The 17,779-nt window shown below is 72.0% G+C and carries 17 protein-coding genes and 1 pseudogene; 9 read left to right on the top strand and 9 right to left on the bottom strand.

Annotated features, from left to right (window positions below):
* Window positions 1-42 precede the first annotated feature (42 nt).
* The gene (locus CLV70_RS06455; RefSeq protein ID WP_211303672.1) at window positions 43-1,662 is read left to right on the top strand and encodes an ABC transporter transmembrane domain-containing protein; all 1,620 of its coding nucleotides are present in this window, start codon (window positions 43-45) and stop codon (window positions 1,660-1,662) included.
* Window positions 1,659-3,443, top strand: a complete 1,785-nt coding sequence (locus CLV70_RS06460; RefSeq protein WP_106125420.1) for an ABC transporter ATP-binding protein — start codon at window positions 1,659-1,661, stop codon at window positions 3,441-3,443. Before CLV70_RS06455 ends, CLV70_RS06460 begins: the two co-directional genes overlap by 4 nt.
* On the opposite strand, the gene CLV70_RS06465 is transcribed toward CLV70_RS06460, so the two are convergent.
* The gene (locus CLV70_RS06465; protein ID WP_106125421.1) at window positions 3,398-4,645 is read right to left on the bottom strand and encodes a sulfite oxidase; all 1,248 of its coding nucleotides are present in this window, start codon (window positions 4,643-4,645) and stop codon (window positions 3,398-3,400) included. The two genes, CLV70_RS06460 and CLV70_RS06465, sit on opposite strands and share 46 nt — an antisense overlap.
* A gap of 215 nt (window positions 4,646-4,860) precedes the next feature.
* Here CLV70_RS06465 and CLV70_RS06470 point away from each other — a divergent pair, with 215 nt between their 5' ends.
* From CLV70_RS06470 to CLV70_RS06480, 3 genes are read left to right on the top strand one after another with little or no spacing between them, the layout of a single operon-like run.
* On the top strand, window positions 4,861-5,787 hold the full coding sequence (locus tag CLV70_RS06470) for a hypothetical protein (protein WP_106125422.1): 927 nt from the start codon (window positions 4,861-4,863) through the stop codon (window positions 5,785-5,787).
* Complete coding sequence (locus CLV70_RS06475) at window positions 5,784-6,206, top strand: phage holin family protein (protein ID WP_106125423.1); 423 nt, start codon at window positions 5,784-5,786, stop codon at window positions 6,204-6,206. The genes CLV70_RS06470 and CLV70_RS06475 overlap by 4 nt, the downstream gene beginning before the upstream one ends.
* On the top strand, window positions 6,182-6,874 hold the full coding sequence (locus tag CLV70_RS06480; protein WP_106125424.1) for a DUF3618 domain-containing protein: 693 nt from the start codon (window positions 6,182-6,184) through the stop codon (window positions 6,872-6,874). Before CLV70_RS06475 ends, CLV70_RS06480 begins: the two co-directional genes overlap by 25 nt.
* 130 nt (window positions 6,875-7,004) lie before the next feature.
* On the opposite strand, the gene CLV70_RS06485 is transcribed toward CLV70_RS06480, so the two are convergent.
* Complete coding sequence (locus CLV70_RS06485; protein WP_211303655.1) at window positions 7,005-8,252, bottom strand: amidohydrolase family protein; 1,248 nt, start codon at window positions 8,250-8,252, stop codon at window positions 7,005-7,007.
* A gap of 283 nt (window positions 8,253-8,535) precedes the next feature.
* Here CLV70_RS06485 and CLV70_RS06490 point away from each other — a divergent pair, with 283 nt between their 5' ends.
* Window positions 8,536-8,745 carry a hypothetical protein gene (locus tag CLV70_RS06490; protein WP_106125426.1) on the top strand — a complete coding sequence of 70 codons (210 nt, stop codon included), beginning with the start codon at window positions 8,536-8,538 and terminating at the stop codon, window positions 8,743-8,745.
* A 73-nt stretch (window positions 8,746-8,818) separates the two neighbouring features.
* Here the strand turns inward: CLV70_RS06490 and CLV70_RS38985 are convergent, their stop codons facing one another.
* The 4 genes from CLV70_RS38985 to CLV70_RS38990 all read right to left on the bottom strand — a co-directional run bounded on the left by CLV70_RS38985 (window position 8,819) and on the right by CLV70_RS38990 (window position 12,331).
* Complete coding sequence (locus CLV70_RS38985) at window positions 8,819-9,379, bottom strand: hypothetical protein (RefSeq protein ID WP_146163979.1); 561 nt, start codon at window positions 9,377-9,379, stop codon at window positions 8,819-8,821.
* Window positions 9,380-9,543: 164 nt separating this feature from the next.
* Window positions 9,544-9,939 carry a peptidase inhibitor family I36 protein gene (locus tag CLV70_RS06500; protein WP_106125428.1) on the bottom strand — a complete coding sequence of 132 codons (396 nt, stop codon included), beginning with the start codon at window positions 9,937-9,939 and terminating at the stop codon, window positions 9,544-9,546.
* 51 nt (window positions 9,940-9,990) lie between these two features.
* Window positions 9,991-10,917 carry a DUF2268 domain-containing putative Zn-dependent protease gene (locus CLV70_RS06505; RefSeq protein WP_146163980.1) on the bottom strand — a complete coding sequence of 309 codons (927 nt, stop codon included), beginning with the start codon at window positions 10,915-10,917 and terminating at the stop codon, window positions 9,991-9,993.
* 457 nt (window positions 10,918-11,374) lie between these two features.
* A complete protein-coding gene (locus CLV70_RS38990) occupies window positions 11,375-12,331 on the bottom strand; it encodes a hypothetical protein (RefSeq protein ID WP_146163981.1) in 957 nt (318 codons plus the stop codon).
* A 197-nt stretch (window positions 12,332-12,528) separates the two neighbouring features.
* On the opposite strand from CLV70_RS38990, the gene CLV70_RS06515 reads away from it, so the two are divergent.
* Window positions 12,529-13,263, top strand: a complete 735-nt coding sequence (locus tag CLV70_RS06515; protein WP_245908064.1) for an alpha/beta fold hydrolase — start codon at window positions 12,529-12,531, stop codon at window positions 13,261-13,263.
* Window positions 13,264-13,517: 254 nt separating this feature from the next.
* Here CLV70_RS06515 and CLV70_RS06520 read toward each other — a convergent pair whose 3' ends face one another.
* On the bottom strand, window positions 13,518-13,745 hold the full coding sequence (locus CLV70_RS06520) for a hypothetical protein (protein ID WP_106125430.1): 228 nt from the start codon (window positions 13,743-13,745) through the stop codon (window positions 13,518-13,520).
* Window positions 13,746-14,364: 619 nt separating this feature from the next.
* Between CLV70_RS06520 and CLV70_RS06530 the strand changes: the two genes are divergently transcribed.
* On the top strand, window positions 14,365-14,814 hold the full coding sequence (locus CLV70_RS06530; RefSeq protein WP_146163982.1) for a hypothetical protein: 450 nt from the start codon (window positions 14,365-14,367) through the stop codon (window positions 14,812-14,814).
* A gap of 125 nt (window positions 14,815-14,939) precedes the next feature.
* Here the strand turns inward: CLV70_RS06530 and CLV70_RS06535 are convergent, their stop codons facing one another.
* Window positions 14,940-16,094, bottom strand: coding sequence for a hypothetical protein (locus CLV70_RS06535; protein WP_106125433.1), 1,155 nt, complete (start codon window positions 16,092-16,094; stop codon window positions 14,940-14,942).
* A 143-nt stretch (window positions 16,095-16,237) separates the two neighbouring features.
* Between CLV70_RS06535 and CLV70_RS06540 the strand changes: the two are divergent.
* Window positions 16,238-16,774 (top strand): annotated as a pseudogene (locus CLV70_RS06540) (SMI1/KNR4 family protein); the annotation flags it as partial.
* Between the two features lies 1 nt (window position 16,775).
* Here the strand turns inward: CLV70_RS06540 and CLV70_RS06545 are convergent.
* Window positions 16,776-17,756 (bottom strand): CE1 family esterase, encoded by a 981-nt coding sequence (locus tag CLV70_RS06545; RefSeq protein ID WP_146163984.1) that lies wholly within the window; start codon window positions 17,754-17,756, stop codon window positions 16,776-16,778.
* Between the last annotated feature and the right edge of the window lie 23 nt (window positions 17,757-17,779).

Here is a 17,779-nt window from a genome sequence, read left to right on the forward strand (position 1 = left end):
CTGCGCTACCTGTGGTGGCTGCTGTGCCGGCAGAAGCGCCGGATCGCGGCCGGGGCGCTGCTCGGGTCGTCGTGGATGGTCGGGCTGACGCTCCCGCCGTACCTGCTCTCCCAGGCCGTTGATCTGGGCCTGCGCCGCCGCGACCTGGACGTGCTCGCCGGGTGGGTCGCCGCGCTGCTCGCGGTGGGCCTGGTCAACGCGTTGCTGGCGATCCTGCGGCACCGCACCATGACCAAGATCCGGCTGGACGGCGGCTTCCGCACGATCCGCGCGGTGATCGCCCACGCCACCCGGCTCGGCGCCGCCCTGCCCCGGCGGATCGGCGCGGGTGAGGTCGTCACCATCGGCGTCGCCGACGTGTGGGTGCTCGCCCAGGCCCTCACCGTCACCGGCCCCGGGCTGGGCGCCGCGGTCGCGTACGGGGTGGTCGCCGTCCTCCTGCTGCGGATCTCGCCGCTGCTGGCCGTGGTGGTGCTGGCCGGCGTGCCCGTGCTGGCGCTGGTCGTCGGGCCGATGCTGCGCCGGCTGCAACGCGCCGGGGCCCGGTACCGGGCGCATCAGGGTGCCCTGGCCGACCGGCTCGTCGACATCGTCGCGGGGCTGCGCATCCTCAACGGCCTCGGCGGCAAGCAGGCGTACGCCGGCCGCTACCGCCGCGACTCGCGCCTGGTGGTCGACGAGGGCTACCGGGTCGGCGCGGTGACGAGCTGGATCCAGGCCCTCGGCGTCGGACTGCCCGCCCTGTTCCTCGCGGTCGTCACGTGGCTGGCCGCCCGGATGGCCGCCCAGGGCACGATCACCGTCGGCGAGCTGGTCGCGGTCTGGGGGTACGCGGCCATGCTCGTCGTGCCCGTGGCGTTCGTCATCGAGGGCGGCTTCGACGTCGGCCGAGCCCTGGTCGCCGGCCGGCGCATCCTCGAGTTCCTGCGGCTGCCCGCCGACCCGGTGCCGCCCGGCCGGGGACCGGACGGGCCGGCGCCGCTGTGCGATCCGGAGTCCGGTGTGGTCGTCGCGCCCGGCCTGTTCACGGCGCTCGCCACCGCCCGCCCCGTCGACGCGGCCGCCGTGGTCGACCGGCTCGGCCGCTACGGGCCGACCGCCGCCGTCTGGGGCGGCACGCCGGTCGCCGGGATCGCCGTCCGGGACCGCATCCTGGTCGCCGACAACGACGCGTACCTGTTCACGGGCACCCTCGGGGAGATCGTCGCGGGCCGGGCCGCGGTCGACGACGCCGCCGTGGCCCGCGCCCTGGCCGCCGCCGCGGCCGGCGACATCGTGGACGGCCTGCCCGGCGGCACCGCCGCGGTCCTCGACACCCAGGGCGGCAACCTCTCCGGCGGCCAGCGCCAGCGCATCCGCCTCGCCCGGGCGCTGCACGCCGACCCGGAGATCCTGCTCGCCGTCGAGCCGACGTCGGCCGTCGACGCGCACACCGAGGCGGCCGTCGCCCAGCGCCTCCGCGCCGCCCGGGCCGGCCGCGCCACCCTCGTCACCACCACGTCGCCCGCGCTGCTGGAACGCGCCGACGTCGTGCACTACCTGGTCGGCGGCCGGGTCGCGGCCACCGGCACGCACCGGGAACTGCTCGCCACCCAGCCGGGCTACCGGGCGCTGGTCACCCGCGCCGTCGGCGAGGACGCGCCGGCCGGAGCGCTGCGATGACGACGCTGCCGGTCGCCGGGACCGCGCACGTCCGCCGGGCCGCCGCCGGCCTGCTGCGCGCCGAGAAGCGGACCGTCGCGGCGATGGTGCTGCTCAACGCCCTCGCGGCGGTCGCGGGACTGGGCGGCCCGTGGCTGCTGGGCCGGATCGTCGACACGGTCGCCGCGGGCGACGCCTCGCCGGCCACGGTGGACCGGCTCGCCGGCGGCATCCTGGTGTGCACGGTCGCGCAGATCGTGCTGGCGCGTACGGCGCTCGCGGTCGGCTACCGGTTCGGGGAGCGGACGGCGGCCCGCGTCCGGGAGCGGTTCCTCGACCGCACCCTCGCCCTGCCGGCCGCCGTGGTGGAACGGGTGCCGGCCGGCGACCTCGCCACCCGGGGCACGGCGGACGTCGGCACGGTCGCCACCACCCTGCGCGACGCGGTGCCGGAGGTGCTGATCGCCGCCGGTCAGGCCCTGTTCGTGCTGGTCGCGGTGTTCGTGCTGGACCCGCTGCTGGGCGCGGTGGCGGTGCTCTGCCTCGCGGGCATCCCGGTCGCGACGCGCTGGTACCTGCGCCGGGCCCGCCAGGCGTACCTGCGGGAGGGTGCCGCCGGCTCGGCCCTCGCCGACGAGCTGGCCTCGACGATCGCGGGTGCCCGTACGGTGGAGGCGTTCGGGTTGCGCGAACGCCGCGTGGCGGTCGTGCGGGACGCGACCACCCGGGCCCGCCGCACCCGCCTGCGGACGTTGTTCCTGCGCAGCGTGCTCTTCCCGGCGGTCGACGTCTCCTACGTCGTGCCGGTGGTGGCGGTGCTGCTGATCGGCGGCGCCCTCTACGTCGACGGGCGGCTGAGCCTCGGCGCGGTCGCCGCGTCGGCGCTCTACCTGCGGCAGCTCGCGGTGCCGCTGGACGCCATCCTGATCTGGCTGGAGCAGCTGCAGAGCAGCGGCGCGTCGTTCGCCCGGGTCGAGGGACTGGCGGCGATCCCGGCGGCGGTCACCGTGCCGGGTCCGCCGCCGGCGAACGACCGGATCGAGGTGCGGGGCGTCCGGTACGCCTACGACGGCGGCCGCGACGTGCTGCGGGGCGTGGACCTGACCGTACGCCCGGGGGAGCGGCTCGCCGTGGTCGGCCGTTCCGGCGCGGGCAAGTCGACGCTGGGCCGGTTGCTCGCCGGGGTGGACCGGCCGCGCGGCGGCACGGTGACGGTGGGCGGGGTGCCGATCGCCGACCTGCCCCCGGACCTGCTGCGCCGCCAGGTGGTGCTGGTGAGCCAGGAGCACCACGTCTTCCGCGACGCGGTCCGCGACAACCTGACCCTGGCCGCGCCGGACGCGACCGACGAGCAGCTGCGGGCGGCGCTGGCGGTGGTCGGCGCGGACTGGGTGGACGAGCTGCCGCTGGGCCTGGACACCCCGCTGGGCGGCGCGGGCGTGGCCCTCGACGGCGCCCGGGCCCAGCAGCTCGCCCTCGCCCGGGTGGTGCTGGCGGACCCGCACACGGTGGTGCTGGACGAGGCGACGGCGCTTCTCGACCCGGCGACCGCCCGGAACGCGGAACGGGCGCTGGCGGCGGTGCTGCACGACCGTACGGTCATCGCCGTCGCGCACCGGCTGCAGACCGCGCACGACGCCGACCGGGTCGCGGTGCTGGAGGCGGGGCGGCTGGTGGAGCTGGGCACCCACGACGAACTGGTCGCCGCGGGGGGCGCGTACGCGTCCCTCTGGCGGACCTGGCACGGCCAGGACCGTCAGGCGACCACCACCGGGTGGCGCACCACCGCGTCGAAGAGGTAGCCGAGGTCGTTCGGCGCGGTCACGTCCGGCTGGGTGTTGCCGTGCACGTCCGTGGCCCGCGCCAGCAGCTCGTGGCGCCCCGCCGCCGGCCGCCAGTCGAGCTCCCAGCGCTGCCAGGCGCCGCCCTCGCTGCCGCCGACCGGCCGCGCCCGCCGCCAGTGACCCCCGCCGTCGGTGCTGACCTCGACGTGCCGGATCCGGCCCGCCGCCGACCACGACCGCCCCCGCAGGCGCACCGGCCGCCCGGCCGGCAGCGACGCCTCGCGGTCCAGCTCGAACGCGCTCTTGATCACCTGCCGGTCGAACGGCTGCCCGTCCGCCGGGTAGCCCGGCCCGAAGAGCCGGTAGAACTGCGTGTTCCACGGCGAGAACAGCGGCTCGTCGGCCACCTCGATGCTGCCCACCCACTTGATCGAGGCGATGCCGATCCAGTGCGGCACGATCAGCCGCACCGGGAAGCCGTGGTCGGGCGGCAGCGGTTCCCCGTTCATCTCGTACGCGAGCAGCACGTCGTGCAGGGCCTTGCGGACGGGCAGGGGCCGGCGCACCGGACCGAGGTCGGCGCCGCCGCTGACGAAGTGGTCGTCCAGGCCGCTGGGCAGCACGTCGACGGCGTGCCGGGTGAGGCCGGCGCGGCGCAGGACGGTGGACAGCCGGACGCCGCGCCAGCGGGCCACGCCGATCGCGCCGAGCTGCCAGGCGGTGCCGGACACCGGCTGGCCCTGCTGCGTGGTGAAGAAGCTGCGGCCGTTGCCCGCGCACTCGACGGGGGTGGTCACGGTGTGCGAGGGCAGGTCGACCAGCTCCGCGTACGAGAGTGCGACCGGCCCGTGCCGCAGGCCGGCGCCGGTGAGGTGCAGCCGCCACGCGGCCGCGTCGATGACCGGGGTGCGGGTGTGGTTGCGGACGAAGAAGCGGTCGACCGGCACGAGGTAGTCCTGGCCCGCCATGGCCGGCCAGCGCATCTCGGCGTTGGTGCCGAGAACGGTGAAGAGCTCGGGCGGCAGCGGCTTGAGGATCGGCCCGGCCGCGGCGGCTGCGGCCGATGCCGATGCCGATGCCGCGGGTGCGGGTGCCGCGGCGATGCCCGCCGCCGCGGTCAGCTTGAGGAGATCACGCCGGGAGAAGCCGCGCGCCCTCCCGGCCAGCCACTGGCGCAACCGGAGGCCGTCGTAGGTGCTCTCGTGCAGCAGATCGTCCATCGGCGAGGCTCCTCGGTTCCGCTCGGTGACGGCGGTCAATATGGTAAACCGATGGGCGCTGTAGGAGAAGTGCCGGCCCTCGTGCGTACCCTGCGAAAGGTGATCTATGCAGGGAGAATTCGATTTTTTGTCCGGGCCGGATCGTGTTCGGTCACCCCCTCCAGCGGGTAGGCGATGGGGGACGCACCAACGGACGAACCACGATGGAGGTAGCGATGAGTGACCCCTACACGGGCGCCCGCGCACCGGACGGCACGACGGGATACGGCGAGGTGCCGGTGCAGCCGGTGACGGAGACCTACCCGGCCCCGACCGGTGTGACCACCGGGGACGACCGCGCCTTCGGCAGCACGACGGACTCGTCGATCGCTGCGGGCGGCTCGTCCGCTTCGGGCGGCACGTCGTCGGCTTCGGGCGGCACGTCGTCCGCGCCGGGCGGCTCGTCGTCCGCGGCCGGTGCCAAGGAGCAGGCCAAGCAGGTCGCGGGGGAGAGCGCGCACGCCGCCGGCCAGGCCGCCGGCGAGGTGAAGGACACCGCCAAGGAGCAGGCCCAGCGGGTCGGCGCCGAGGCGAAGGCCCAGGCGCGCACCGTCGCCTCCGAGGTCCGCGACAGGGTCGGCGGCCAGGCCCGGAGCCAGAACGACAAGCTCGTCGGCAACATCCGCCAGGTCGCGGACCAGCTCGACGAGATGCGCGGCGACCGGCAGGACTCGCCCGCCGCGGCCGTCGTCTCCCGGATCGCCGACGGCGGCCGGCAGATGGCCGACTACCTCGACCGCAACGGCCCCGACGGCGTCCTGCGCGAGGTGCAGGACTTCGCCCGCCGCCGCCCCGGCGCCTTCCTCGCCACCGCGCTGGCCGCCGGCTTCGTCGTCGGGCGCCTCGGCAAGGGCGTGATGAAGGCCGACGACACGGCCGGCAAGCCGCAGACCGACTCGTTCGTCTCGGGCGCCGACTCCGGCGCCGCGTACGGCACCGGCGGCACCTATGCCGCCGGCTACGACACCACCGCGGCGACCACCACCGGGGGCACCTACGCCGAGCCGTCGACCGGGTACACCACGAACGGCACCGAGTACGCCTCCACCGGTACGGGCACCCCCCTCGTCGTGGAAGAGGAGTATCCGGGCGGTATCCGGTGACCGCGCCGTACCGGGCCGGTCCGGACCACGCCGAGGAGGTGTCGGCGACCTCCGTCGGCGAGCTGATCGGCAACATCAGCAACGACCTCTCCCAGCTGTTCCGCCAGGAGGTGGAGCTGGCCAAGGTCGAGATGAAGCAGGAGGCCACGAAGGCCGGCAAGGCCGCCGGGTTCCTCGGCGTCGCCGCCTTCGCCGGCTACCTGGCGACCGTGCTGCTCAGTTTCGCCCTGGTGTTCGCGCTGGGCAACGTGATGGATCTCGGCTGGGCCGCGCTCATCGTCGCGGTCATCTGGGGCATCGCCGGCGCCGTTCTCTTCGCCAACGGGCGCAAGAAGCTCAAGACCGTCGACCCCGTGCCGCACCGCACCGTCGACACGCTCAAGGAGGACGCCCAATGGCTGAAGAACCCGACCGGCTGAGGCAGGAGATCGAGCAGACGCGGGCCTCGCTCACGCGGGACGTGGACCTGCTCGCCGAGAAGACGAGCCCGAGGCAGGTGGCCAAGCGCCGCTGGACCTCGGTGAAGGAGAAGGTCATGGGATCCTCCGAACACGCCCGGCACGCCACCTCGGGCGCCGCGCACTCGGCGGCCGGCACGATGCATTCCGCGGCCGGCTCGGTGCAGTCCGCCGCCGGCACGGTCCAGGACAAGGCATCGCAGCTGGGCGACAAGGCCTCCGACGCCGCCCACACCGTCGCCGGCAAGACGTCGGACGCGGCCCACAGCGTCGCCGACTCGGTCCGCGGCGCCCCACAGGCCGTGACCCAGCAGGCCCAGGGCAACCCCCTCGCCGCCGGCATCATCGCCTTCGGCGTCGGCATGCTGGCCGCCACCCTGATCCCGGTCACCGACGCGGAGAAGCGCGCCGGCGAACAACTCAAGGAACACAGCGGCGACCTGACCGACAAGGTCAAGGACGTAGCGGCCGAACTGAAGGACGACGTCACGGGCACCGTGCAGCAGGCCGCCGGCCAGCTCAAGGAGACCGCCCAGGACGCCGCCCAGACGACCCGGCAGCAGGCCCGGTCCTCGGCCCAGGACGCCAAGGACCAGAGCAGGCAGGCGGTCGCGGACGCCCGCTCCTGACCGGCCCAGCGACGAACGGGCGCGGTGACCAAACGTCACTGCGCCCGTTCCGGTCTTGATGGGAACCTCAATTCGTCCTTGAGCCGGGGCTCCGCAGCAGGCGCTCGCCGTCAATAACGCGCCGAGATGCTCAGACCTTCATTCCGAACAGTTTTTCGGCGTTTCGGTACGCGATCTTCTCCTTGGCTTCGCGGGGCAGATCGACGCCGCGGAACCAGTCGGTCTGGACCTTCATGTCCGCGAACGGGTAGTCGGTGGCGAACATCACCCGATCCACGCTGAAGTACCTCAGCAGCAGTTCGAGCAGTTCGGTCTGGGGGAACGCGCTGGTGGTGAACCAGAAATTGTCCTGGAGATACTGCTCGAACGGCTTGTCCAGGCTCTTCTCGGTCACCTCGCTCATCTTCTCGAGGATGCGCTTGTAGAAGAACGGGAGGCCCTCGCCCATGTGGCCGATGATGATCTGGAGCCGGGGGTGCCTGTCGAAGACCCCCGAGGTGATCATCCGGACGCATTGGGTGACGACTTCCTGGTGCCATCCGTATGCGGAGATGCTGAGAACCTGGTCCTGGAACTCCTTCTGATACTCCGGCCGCATGTTGCTGTAGTAGATCTGGAAGACCTCGTCAGGCGGCAGGCCCGGATGGATGTAGATCGGCTTGCCGAGGGCCTCGGCCCGCGTCAGCACGGGCTCGAAGTCGGGATGGTCGAGGAACTTCTTCCCGATGATCCCGTTGGTCAGACATCCGAGGAAGCCATCCTCCCGGACCGCCCGCTCCAGTTCGTCCGCCGAGGCCTCCGGATTCTGCAGCGGCAAGGTGGCGAATGCCTGGAACCGCCCCGGATACGTGGCCATCGGCCCGTCGACCAGCAGCTTGTTGAGGCGCCGCGCGAAGTCGATGCCCTTCTTGCCCGGGACGTTCTGGACGCCCGGCGTATGCGCGGAGAGGATCTGCACGTTGAGCCCCGCCTCATCCATCGCGCCGATGCGGCGCGGGCCGAGCTCGGCAAGTCCGGTGTCCTCGAGGAACAGCCTGTCGTTCAGCACCATCAACTCACGCGTGGAGAAGGTCTCCTCGGTGCCGATGAAGGGCAGATCCCGGTCTCGCAGGGCGATGTCCGTCGTCTTGTCCGCCGCCTCGTTGTCGTCCACCGCCTTGTTGTCGTCAGTCGCCGAGGCGATGGCATGCGTGGACAGGCCGGCACCGACGCCGAGTGCCGTGGCTGCGGCCAGGAAGCCGCGGCGTCCCATGGGCTTCATGTCAGGTCTCTCTTCAGGTGTCTGTGTGATGCGGTCCCCGTTCGGCACCTCAACCGCCCCGACGGCGCTGCGTTGGCTGCCATCACTACCCTCCTGCACGCGGGTTGTCTCGCTCATCCGACGCCGAATTCGTATCGAGCGAATCTGAGACGACCGTTAGAGAGCATCTGATCCTGTGTGGAGTGACATCACGTTTGCGCACGTCATCGGCAGCCGGAAGGAACCGATGCGGGATCATGAGGCTGCTTGAAGTGGGCCGACTTCTCGACGAGGGTGCGCCGACGTCTGCGGTGCCGGAAGCCGCGGCCGGCGGCGGCGTCCCGGGAAGCTTGAGGTCGGGGTAATGTGGTGCGCACCCGCCGTGATGGCCGGCTTCCGCCCGAGTCCGGGGAGAGATGCGATGACGAGCAACAACCCGCCCCCGGACGCCGCCGGCCAAGGGATCTGGCGAAATCTCGCGATCTGGATCGCATTCGGCGCGCTCTTCGGCGTCGTCGGCGGAGGGCTTCTCGACAACGTCGGTCTGGGCATCGCGCTGGGTTCGTGCCTGGGGGTGGCCGCCTGGGCCATCTTCATCGCACCGCGAAGGAACAGCAGCGGCGGTTCCTGAGCGTCGCGCGCGGGCCACCGGGTCGCGCCTCCACCGCGAAGTCCACGAAGGAACACCGGACTCGGACCAGGGCTCAGCCGAGGGTCGCCCGGATGGTCGCTGCGCGCCCGTCCAACTTCAGCAGCTGTACGACGTACCCTCCGGATTTGGGTTTGGCCGGGGCTCTGTCGCACCCGAGCCTCGCGCCGCCGTCGGCGTGGATCTCCAGAGCGCACCCCGGGCCTGCCAGGTAGCCGCCACCTCCGCCCCAGCCATTGGGTTTGGTCAGTCGCGCCTTGACGCCGCCGTTCTCCAGGAAGGCCGACACCGTCCAGTCCCGGAGCGAGAACTCGACCGATCCCGAGAAGGCCACCTTGCAGTCGCCGTCGGCGCAGCCCGGGAACTCGGTGCCGCCGCCACTCGGCGCTTTCGATTTCTTCGACGTCCTGGGCTTGGCCTTGCGGGTGTTGCCCGCGGTGGGGGAGGGCGCGGCGTCGCCGATGCTCGACGGGGAAGCAGCGCTGGAAGGGGTCGCCGAGGGTGCGGCGGCGACGAAGGTCGGTGGCGCCTCGGAGCCGCAGCCTGCGGTGGCCGAGACCAGCAGTAGCGTCCCGATCGCCGTACGTTTAGCGGACCACAGAGGACGGATTGGCATGCGGCGGAGTGTAGCGGCCCGGTCCGCTCCAGCAGAGACTCTGCGTTGACGGTCGTATCCCGCGTACAGAAATCCTGAGGTCAGGGGGCGGAACGTGCCCGGACCGAGGCGATCCGGGGAGATCATCTCTCCCCGGATGCCCCCGCACCGCGTGTCGCCGACGATCAGCAGTTGTAGTACCAGCCGTGCGAGACGCCCTTGTCGCTGGACGCGGGCTTGCTCTCGAAGTAGGTGCCGGCTTGCAGGCAGATGGTCATCCTGCCGGTCCGGTTGTAGTTGTCGTACACCCGCACGAAGGTCGGGCCGGAAAGGTAGCCGTGGTTGTACCAGGACGAGTCGTGCTTGAAGACCTTGTCCGAGCGGTTGCTGAACCAGTTGTCACCCCAGTTGTCGTCGTTGCCGGCGGTGCCCCAGACGCCGTTCTTGAAGTTGACGTTGTTGTAGACGCAGAACTGCCCGGGATCGCACTGCTGGGGGAGGTCCGCCCGGGCGGGCGACGCGACCGCGATGGTCGCGGCGGCGCCGGCGAAGCTGAGCGCGGCGGCCAGGAGGCGTTTCATCGTTGGTGCTCCTTCGTAGTGCCGGTGTGCACCCGGGACGGTCCCGGGAATTCAGGAGTCCTCGCCGGCGAGCAGGCGGCGCGCGTACGGCAGTGCGGCCTGTTCCCGGCGGGACAGATCGGTGAGCGGGACCCTCAGGTCGGCGCGGACCCGTCGCTGGGCCGCCGGAGTGAGGCGGCGCGCGGTCGCCGACAGCCCGGCCTGCCGGTTGCACCGGGCGGAGGCCACGGCGGCGGTCCGCGATCGCTCGGCCCGCTGATCGGGGGGAAGCGCCGCGCCGGCCTCGGCCACGCGGGCGGTGAGCTCGGCCGGGTCGGCGACGGCCCAGTGCCGTTTCGCCATGCAGGTCCGCCACCGGGCCTGGGCGGCGGTGAAGGCCGGGTCGGCGGTGACGCGGGCCTGGACGAGCGGGTTGATGTTGTCCTTGGTGATCCGTGCGCGCACGTACGCGTCGAGATCGTCGTAGAGCAGCCGTAGCGCCTCGCTGCGGCAGCCGGCCCGGCTCTGCCGCACGGTGCCACTGGGCAGCGTCACCTCCACCCACGGGCCGGTCGCCGGATAGCCGTACAGTGCGGTGGCGAACGCCTCGCGGCGAGCCGGAGCGAGCCCCTCGACGTAGCGGCCGAGCCTGGTCGGAGCCGGGGGTGACTCCGTGGCCGCGCCCGGTCCGGCCGCAGCGGCGCGTTTCTCGTCGTCCTCCGGCCACGCGGAGTCGAGGGCCGCCGGGTGAGGGGGAGCGGCCAACTCCTGCCGCAGCTCCACCGGGTCCAGGGGATAGTCGAACCCGGCACCTCGCATACACCGACCGACCAGAACCGTCTCGGCGAGCCGCAGGACGGCGGCGTCGTCGGCCCCGAGTGCCAGCGAACGGACGTCTGCCGGCAGCGCCTCATCCGGGCCCGCACAGGCGCCGGCCAGCAGAACGACGAACGGGAGAAGCAGCAGCCTCCGGCCGATCCGCGACGACGTGAGCATCACGATGATGTCCCTTCGATGCGTGTGGCGAGTCATCTCCGCCGCACGCAATTCTGGGCAGGTGCCGCTTACCGCCCACTTACCTCGCCCCGCCGCCGGCAAAGGCTCTAAGCGACCGTCGCGGCGTTCAGCATCACCTTCTGCCAGGCGCCGAGGCTGGCGTCCCGGCCGGTGAGCAAGCGCTTGCCGGGTACAGCGCTTCCCGGATGAGAGCGACGACAAGGGTTCCTGGGAAGAACCAGCATCGGTCCGTGACCTGTGACCGCGACTCGCAAGTCAACTCGCCGGCGCGCTCCTACACACAACCTCCACCGGACGGCACCTACGGCCCCGGCCACCGAAACATCGGTCTCAGCCCGGAGTCGTGGTAGCTCAGATTCGCCGACAGGCACTCGCCGCGGGCGGCTTCTCCGAAATGGCCCTCTACGTGCTCGCCGCTGCTCAGAACACGCCCATCTTGTCAGCTACCCGGCTGACCGATCGCGGTGCCCGGATCGGTGCTCTGTTCGAGGGCCGTCCACCACTCCTCCAGTTCGTCGACCCGGCTCTGGAGTGCGGCGTTCGCCGCCCGGGCGGCCGCGAGTTCCTCGGTCAGCGCCCCGATCGGCCCGGAGGCGGTCAGGGCGTCGATCCATCCCCTGACCAGCGGATCCTGGGCGGCGACCCGGCGCAGAGCGGAGGCGACCACCTCCGGTGACAACTCAGCCACGAACTCTCTCGGGAGCGTGAGCAGGCGCGCGACCTCGCTGAGGCTCCGCGCGGCGGTCATCTGGCGCCGGAGGCGCTCAGCGGACGGCACCGCCGGTTCGACCGGTGCCGCGGCCGCCGCGGCCGGCTTGGCGGACCCAGGATCGGGCTTCGACGCAGGCGCGGGGGTAGCCCGCTCCGGTTCCGGCTCGGACTCGGCGTCCCACGGAAGATCGGGAAGATCGTCGCCCACCCAGGCGTAGGCCAGGGTGTCGCCCTTCTGCCGTCGGACGACATTTGGCCACTTGGGCAGCACCGCCAGCGCGCGGGGCCAGTGCCGGGCCCACGTCTCGTTCCGGAGCCCGAGCTCGATCAGATGCTCCCGAATCTCTCGAACCTTCAGCGGGACCGGCGAGTCGGCCAGCAGGTGGAGAACCACCGCGAGGGGCTCCTGGGCGAAGACGGCATGGAACAGCCGAGTGTCGGACAGGGCCAGGAACCGGAGCGAACCCCTCGTCGCGACGTGAACGTCGGCGGCTCGCCGGACGCGCTCTTCCTCACCGGTGTCATCCCACTTGACGTGATAGATCGTCCCGTCATCGGCAAGGATCGATCCGGTTCGGGCACGGCGTACGCCGAACGCATCGGACACCCTGACAAGAACCTGGTCTACGCTCACGAGTGCGACTGTAATGGTTGTCGTCGCGGCCGGAGCGCCGGCCGAAGTCAACCCGTCCTGGCCAAACGCATCGTCCGTCCGCGTGCCCGGCGTCGGCCGCCGACCTCAGGTTGATCGCACCGACCCGGAAGCAGGCGCCGCGCAGCGCCTCACCCAAGCACCGCGGTCGCTTCGATACCGAACGTGGCAGACATCAGCGGCACGCCTCGCACCGACGGCGGCCTGACAGTGCACCGGTCCACGTCCACGTGGCGGCGAAATTCCCGGCGATCGCGGCGTCGCGCTGGCATGATCATCGGGTGCCGGTAGCCAGCGTTTCCTCAGACGTTCAGATCGCCTACGAGACGTTCGGGAACCCGCGCGATTCCGCGGTGCTGCTTGTCATGGGATTCGGAGCGCAGATGATCGCCTGGCACGAAGACCTGTGCCAGATGCTCGCCGGACAGGGCCGATATGTGATCAGGTACGACAATCGGGACTGCGGTCTGTCCACGACATGGGACCAGTACCCGGTCGACCTGATGGCGTTCATCGGCACGGTCAGCGCCGGTGACATTCTGGCAGCTCAGAAAATGATTCCCTACACCCTCTCGGACATGGCCACCGACGGCATCAACCTGCTCACGGCGGTGGGAATCGAGCGCGCGCACGTTGTCGGGGCCTCGATGGGTGGCATGATCGCGCAACGAATGGCGATCGAGCATCCTTCCCGAGTCCGCACGCTGACATCCATGATGTCCTCGACCGGCGAACCCGAGGTGGGGCAGTCCACGCCGCAGGCTCAACAAGTCCTGTTCACCCCGAGACCAGCCAACCGCAACGGCTACATCTCCTCCGCCGAACGTGAGCTGGTGTGGGCGTCACGCCGCTACCCCGAGCTCATCCCCGGCGCAAAGCTTATGCTAGTACCCGATATGGGACACGACCGCCCGAGAGAACTCTGGACCGATCTCGTCACCGCCATCGCCGACCACACACAATAAGTCGACCTGACCGGCAGCGGACGAAGCACCAACTGAAAGGCCGCACGAGGCAATTGTCAGCAGGAGGCTCGGTCCACTCATCTCGGCATAGGCCCGCTTACGACGACCTACGCCGCGTGTCGGACGGCCGCTGTCGGCGCACGTAGTTGGCTGTGCAGCTGCGGATCGTGGGTTCTCCGTGGCAGATCCGGATGCTTTGCGGGAGGGGTATCGCCGTCGTCGACGGGATGCTGGCAGGCGCGGTGCGCTGGTGTTCAGGTTCTGTTCGAAGGCTGGTTCACCCACCGCTTGACGTGGCGCCAGAGAAACCGGAACGGTGCCTGCAGCGTGCGGTAGACGGCGCTGAAGATCGCTGACAGCACCCATTCGACGACCTTGGCCCACGCTCGTGCGACGGCGTCGAAGAGGATGATGAGCGGGAGAAAGAGGAAGTAGATCCCGAGGGTCAGCGCGCCGAGCAGCAGGTGACCCCAGATCGGCATGCCGGCCAGATCCTGCTCCAGCCAGTGTGGCTCCGGCTTCCGCCGCGTCGAGGGCAGGGGCGGGGGCCGATGCGGATGTTGGGCGGGTGGCGGGAGTGGCGGCTGGTACGGATGCTGCGCCGGTGGCGGGAGCGGCGGCTGGTACGGATGCTGCGCCGGCGGCGGAGGCGGCGGCTGGTACGGATGCTGATCGCCGTGCGGCCGGGAATGCTGGGGATGCACGAGTCCAATGTAGGGACGTCGGTCAACATTGAAGATCGGGACTGTCGCCGCCCCGTTGGCCGGACCGGACAGCCGCACCGCACTATGCGACCGCGGCTGCGCTGGGCTCAACTGGGCCGGCCCGAACCTTGTCGGCGGGGTCTTCACGGTCGCCGAGACGACGAGGGCCGAAGGGTGTTGCTGGAGTGGGTCGACGGTGGGCGGACACGACTGGCCGGTGATGGTCAGTACCGTTCACGTCGGGCGCCATCGGTGGTGTTGGCCATCACGGCGCCGAGCCACGATCGCGTGCTGACGCACCCGTTCCGCGACAGGTCGGCACCGGGAGTGATGAGGGTCAGGGAACCGTACGATATGGAGCTTGTTCGCCGGGGCGGGCGCTGACTATCGTTCGTGGATGGAGCGCCAGCATCGTGCGGGTCGGTCGTGGGTTGCGTTCGCGGCCGTCGTCGGAAGCTTCCTTGTCGGGGCCTTCTTCCTGGTCGCGGCCGTTCTTGTCGTCGCCGGTGTCGTTACTGTGGCCGGCTGGGGTGAGGGCACCCTCGTGCAGCGGGTCGTGGTCGGGCTGGTCGCGGCCTCGGTGGGTGGGGTGACGCTCGCCGCTGCCGGCATGCAGGTCCGCGAAGGTACGGCCGGCACCCGCGCCGCCGGGGACTCCCGTCCTGCGCGGACCGGCCCGTTCCCGGCCGGCACCCGCGCCGCCGGGGACTCCCGTCCTGCGCGGACCGGCCCGTTCCCGGCCGGTGGTGGGGACGAGGACGGCTACGGGCACGCCGGTTTCGGCGTCGAACCGTCGGTGCGCCGGCGCGAGGGGTCCAGCGCACATCCGGGAGTGGGCGAGTTCTGACCCGCTGCCGGCAACAGTACGTCTCCGTAGCGTGCGCGATGGTGGGCCGGCCGACCAGCGAGCGGCTCCTCCACCGGAGCAGTCCCGCTCGGGGCCGCCCGCCGGACAACGTCCGCGCGCCGGTGTCAGGTTTCGGGCTGGTCGTGGTGGAGGAGTTCCAGGGTCCGGGAGAGGGTGGTGTCTGTGCTGTGGGCGGCGATGCCGGGGTTTTCGAGGTGCGCGGACAGGTAGTCGTCGAGCGCGCGTGCGCGTGAGGAGGCCGCGTCGGGGCCGTCGAGGAGGTCTTCGAGGTGGGGGCCGGGTTCGGGGTCGTCGGTTGCCGGCTGCGGTGCGTCCGGGTCCGGCCGGAGGCCGGGCGGCTGGGGATGGGGGTGGTCCTCCGCGTGCATCACCAGCGCCGGGATCGCGATCTCGAGGATGCGGGTCGCGAGGCGGCTGGGTGGCGCGTCGAGGAGGCTCTGCGGCACCTGGAGGCGGAAGCCCGCGCTGTCGACGGCGTACCGGAGGGTGTCTGCTGCCGTGACGGTGATCTGCAGCGGGCGTGACGTGGCCGCCGCGATGAAGGGCCGCCACAGGTCCAGGCAGTGTTCGGCGGTCGTGACCGCGGTCTGCAGTTTCTTCGGCCTGGCGGCGGTGAGGCCGGCGGTTTCGGCCCTGAGGGTCACGAGCGGGAGGGGCGGGACGGGATGGGTGGCCGGGGCGGGTTCCTTCACGGCGAGCAGCAGGTGGCCGGGGTCCGGCGAGCCGGCGAGGTGTGGCGGGTCCGGGTTGGCGGCGGCGTAGGAGGGCCGCGGCGGCGGGCCGAACGGGTCCCCCAGGCCGGGGTCGGCCTGGGGGCGCACGGCCGAGGGCATGCCGATGCCGTGGTGCGCGCCGACCACCTGCAGGGCGTGCAGCACCGCCTGGAGCAGGCGCAGCCCGAGCAGCCCGTCCCCGGGCGTCACCGTCCAGGCTCCGGGGATCGCCAGACCGCAGTGGATACCGTACGGGCCGTCGTCGCCGTCCGGCCCGGGCTCGGTCCGCAGGTACTCCACCGCGGCCGCCGGGCCAGCGGCCGGCGAGGCGTGGATCTGGACGTGGCTGCGGGCGGGGAAACGGCGCCTGAGCCACGCCGGGCCGGCGAGGCAGTGGCTGACGCGGCCGGCCACGTCGCTGCCCACGGCCACCATGCGCCGGTAGCCGTCCGCGGTGGGCCCCGCCGGCGCGAGGGCGAGGTCGCCGGCCGGGGGGTGCGACCCCTCTGCGCCCGGCGGCGCCGACAGATCGAGCCAAAAGGACATAACGATCATTCTAGGGCTAGAGGTCGAGGCCGCGCCGGATCACCGGAAACCGCGACGGCCGGCCATGAGGATTCCTCCCATAGCGGGCGGCTTGGCCGCAACCCGGCGCACAGGGCAAGCGGCTCGCCCCGCCGGCCACGGACGCTGACGTCGCCGCCGTGGAGGAGGCCCACGGCCTGCGGCTCCCTCCTGACCTGGCGGCCTGGTGGCGGCGGTCCGACGGAGTCACACCCGGCGCCGGCAGCACGGCCTCCATCATTCCCGGTGGTTTCTATCCCGCCACGACGAGCGGAGCCGTGGCCAATCTGCTGCGCGGGCGGGAGCTGGCCGTCCGGGAGGCCGGGGTGGACCAGGAATACGCCGACCTGGTCGCCGAGATTCGCGCCCATCCGGCGGGTTCCACGACCGACGCCTGGGCTCGTCTGGACGAATGGGTCACCGTTTCCGAGGACAGCGACGCCTTGTTCGTCGACTGCCGCGCCGGAAGGCTGCACGGTTGCGTGATGCTGCGCTCCGGTGTGGGAGGGCAGATCGGGCCGCTGTGGCCGGACATCACCGCGATGTGGACGGAATTGGCGGACCTGCTCGAGCGGATCGATCCCGCGGCTCCTCCGGAATCGGTCACCACCAGCGTCAGTACATGGCACATCCCCTCGTCGTGGGGGGAGCCCCCGCGGTGAGTCAGGCGGCCGGGAGGCGGAACTGCTGGACGAAGTCCCACAGGGTGCGGGAGGCGTCCACCTCCGAACCGGGCTCGGTCGCTCCCGGCCAGACGTGGCCGCCGTTGCTGATGCGGTAGAGGACGACGGTCGCGCCGCGGCGGCAGTCCGTGTACGCCAGCCGCGTCACGTGCTCGGTCACGGTCGTCGGCGTCGGGCCGGTCCGGCAGTCGTTGAGGCGTGCCCAGGTCTGCGCCGCGAGGGGCACCGCGTAGCCCCAGCGCAGGTCGGTGCTGCCCGGGTACGGGTTCACCGTGTCCTGCTGTCCGTGCCAGGTCACCACCGGCACCGGCCGGGTGGGGCGGCAGTCCTCGAGTTCGGGCACGGTCACGTCGTCCGGGTCGGGGCGGCCGGCGCGCAGCCCGGCGACCGGGGCGACGGCCGCGATCCGGTCAGAGAGATGGCAGGCCAGGGCGGACGACATCCGGGCGCCGCCGGAGTAGCCGGTGGCGTAGGTGCGGCGAAGGTCGGTGCAGAGCCGGGTGGCGAGGACGTCGATGACCCGGCCGAGGTAGGCGATGTCGTCGCGGGCGTCCGGCGGGGGCAGCTGCCCGGCGGTGGTCGGTACGCCCGGCACGTTCCACGCCCAGCTGCCGTCCGGGGGCATCGGGTCCTGCGGCAGGGTGATCGCGCCGCTGGGGGCCGCGACGATGAAGCCCTCGTCGTCGGCGACCGGGCGGAGCCCGCTGTAGTCCATCTGGCCGGGGCCGTTGCCGCTGCTGCCGTGCAGGTTGAGCACCAGCGGGGCGCGGCGGGCCGGGGACAGGCCGGCGGGCACGTGCGCCAGCACGGGATAGGTCGTTCCCTCGAAGTCCACGTCGACGGTGACGTCCCCGGACGGGCGCGCGCAGGACGGCGCGGCGGCGGCGACCGGCACGGCGGCCCCGGCGGTGAACACCACCGCGACGACGGCGGAAGCGGCGGCGAAACGCAAGGCTCTCATCGATGGAAGCCTATATCAATCGG

This window comes from Pseudosporangium ferrugineum (assembly GCF_003002065.1).
GTDB classification, from domain to species: Bacteria; Actinomycetota; Actinomycetes; order Mycobacteriales; family Micromonosporaceae; genus Actinoplanes; species Actinoplanes ferrugineus_A.

Bases quoted from the DNA above. Each gene is read 5' to 3' on its own strand.
- CLV70_RS06460 (WP_106125420.1), top strand. From the start codon at position 1,659: ATGACGACGCTGCCGGTCGCCGGGACCGCGCACGTCCGCCGGGCCGCC.
- CLV70_RS06465 (WP_106125421.1), bottom strand. From the start codon at position 4,645: ATGGACGATCTGCTGCACGAGAGCACCTACGACGGCCTCCGGTTGCGC.
- CLV70_RS06470 (WP_106125422.1), top strand. From the start codon at position 4,861: ATGAGTGACCCCTACACGGGCGCCCGCGCACCGGACGGCACGACGGGA.
- CLV70_RS06480 (WP_106125424.1), top strand. From the start codon at position 6,182: ATGGCTGAAGAACCCGACCGGCTGAGGCAGGAGATCGAGCAGACGCGG.
- CLV70_RS06485 (WP_211303655.1), bottom strand. From the start codon at position 8,252: ATGAGCGAGACAACCCGCGTGCAGGAGGGTAGTGATGGCAGCCAACGC.
- CLV70_RS06490 (WP_106125426.1), top strand. From the start codon at position 8,536: ATGACGAGCAACAACCCGCCCCCGGACGCCGCCGGCCAAGGGATCTGG.
- CLV70_RS38985 (WP_146163979.1), bottom strand. From the start codon at position 9,379: ATGCCAATCCGTCCTCTGTGGTCCGCTAAACGTACGGCGATCGGGACG.
- CLV70_RS06500 (WP_106125428.1), bottom strand. From the start codon at position 9,939: ATGAAACGCCTCCTGGCCGCCGCGCTCAGCTTCGCCGGCGCCGCCGCG.
- CLV70_RS06520 (WP_106125430.1), bottom strand. From the start codon at position 13,745: ATGCCGATCTGGGGTCACCTGCTGCTCGGCGCGCTGACCCTCGGGATC.
- CLV70_RS06530 (WP_146163982.1), top strand. From the start codon at position 14,365: ATGGAGCGCCAGCATCGTGCGGGTCGGTCGTGGGTTGCGTTCGCGGCC.
- CLV70_RS06535 (WP_106125433.1), bottom strand. From the start codon at position 16,094: ATGTCCTTTTGGCTCGATCTGTCGGCGCCGCCGGGCGCAGAGGGGTCG.
- CLV70_RS06545 (WP_146163984.1), bottom strand. From the start codon at position 17,756: ATGAGAGCCTTGCGTTTCGCCGCCGCTTCCGCCGTCGTCGCGGTGGTG.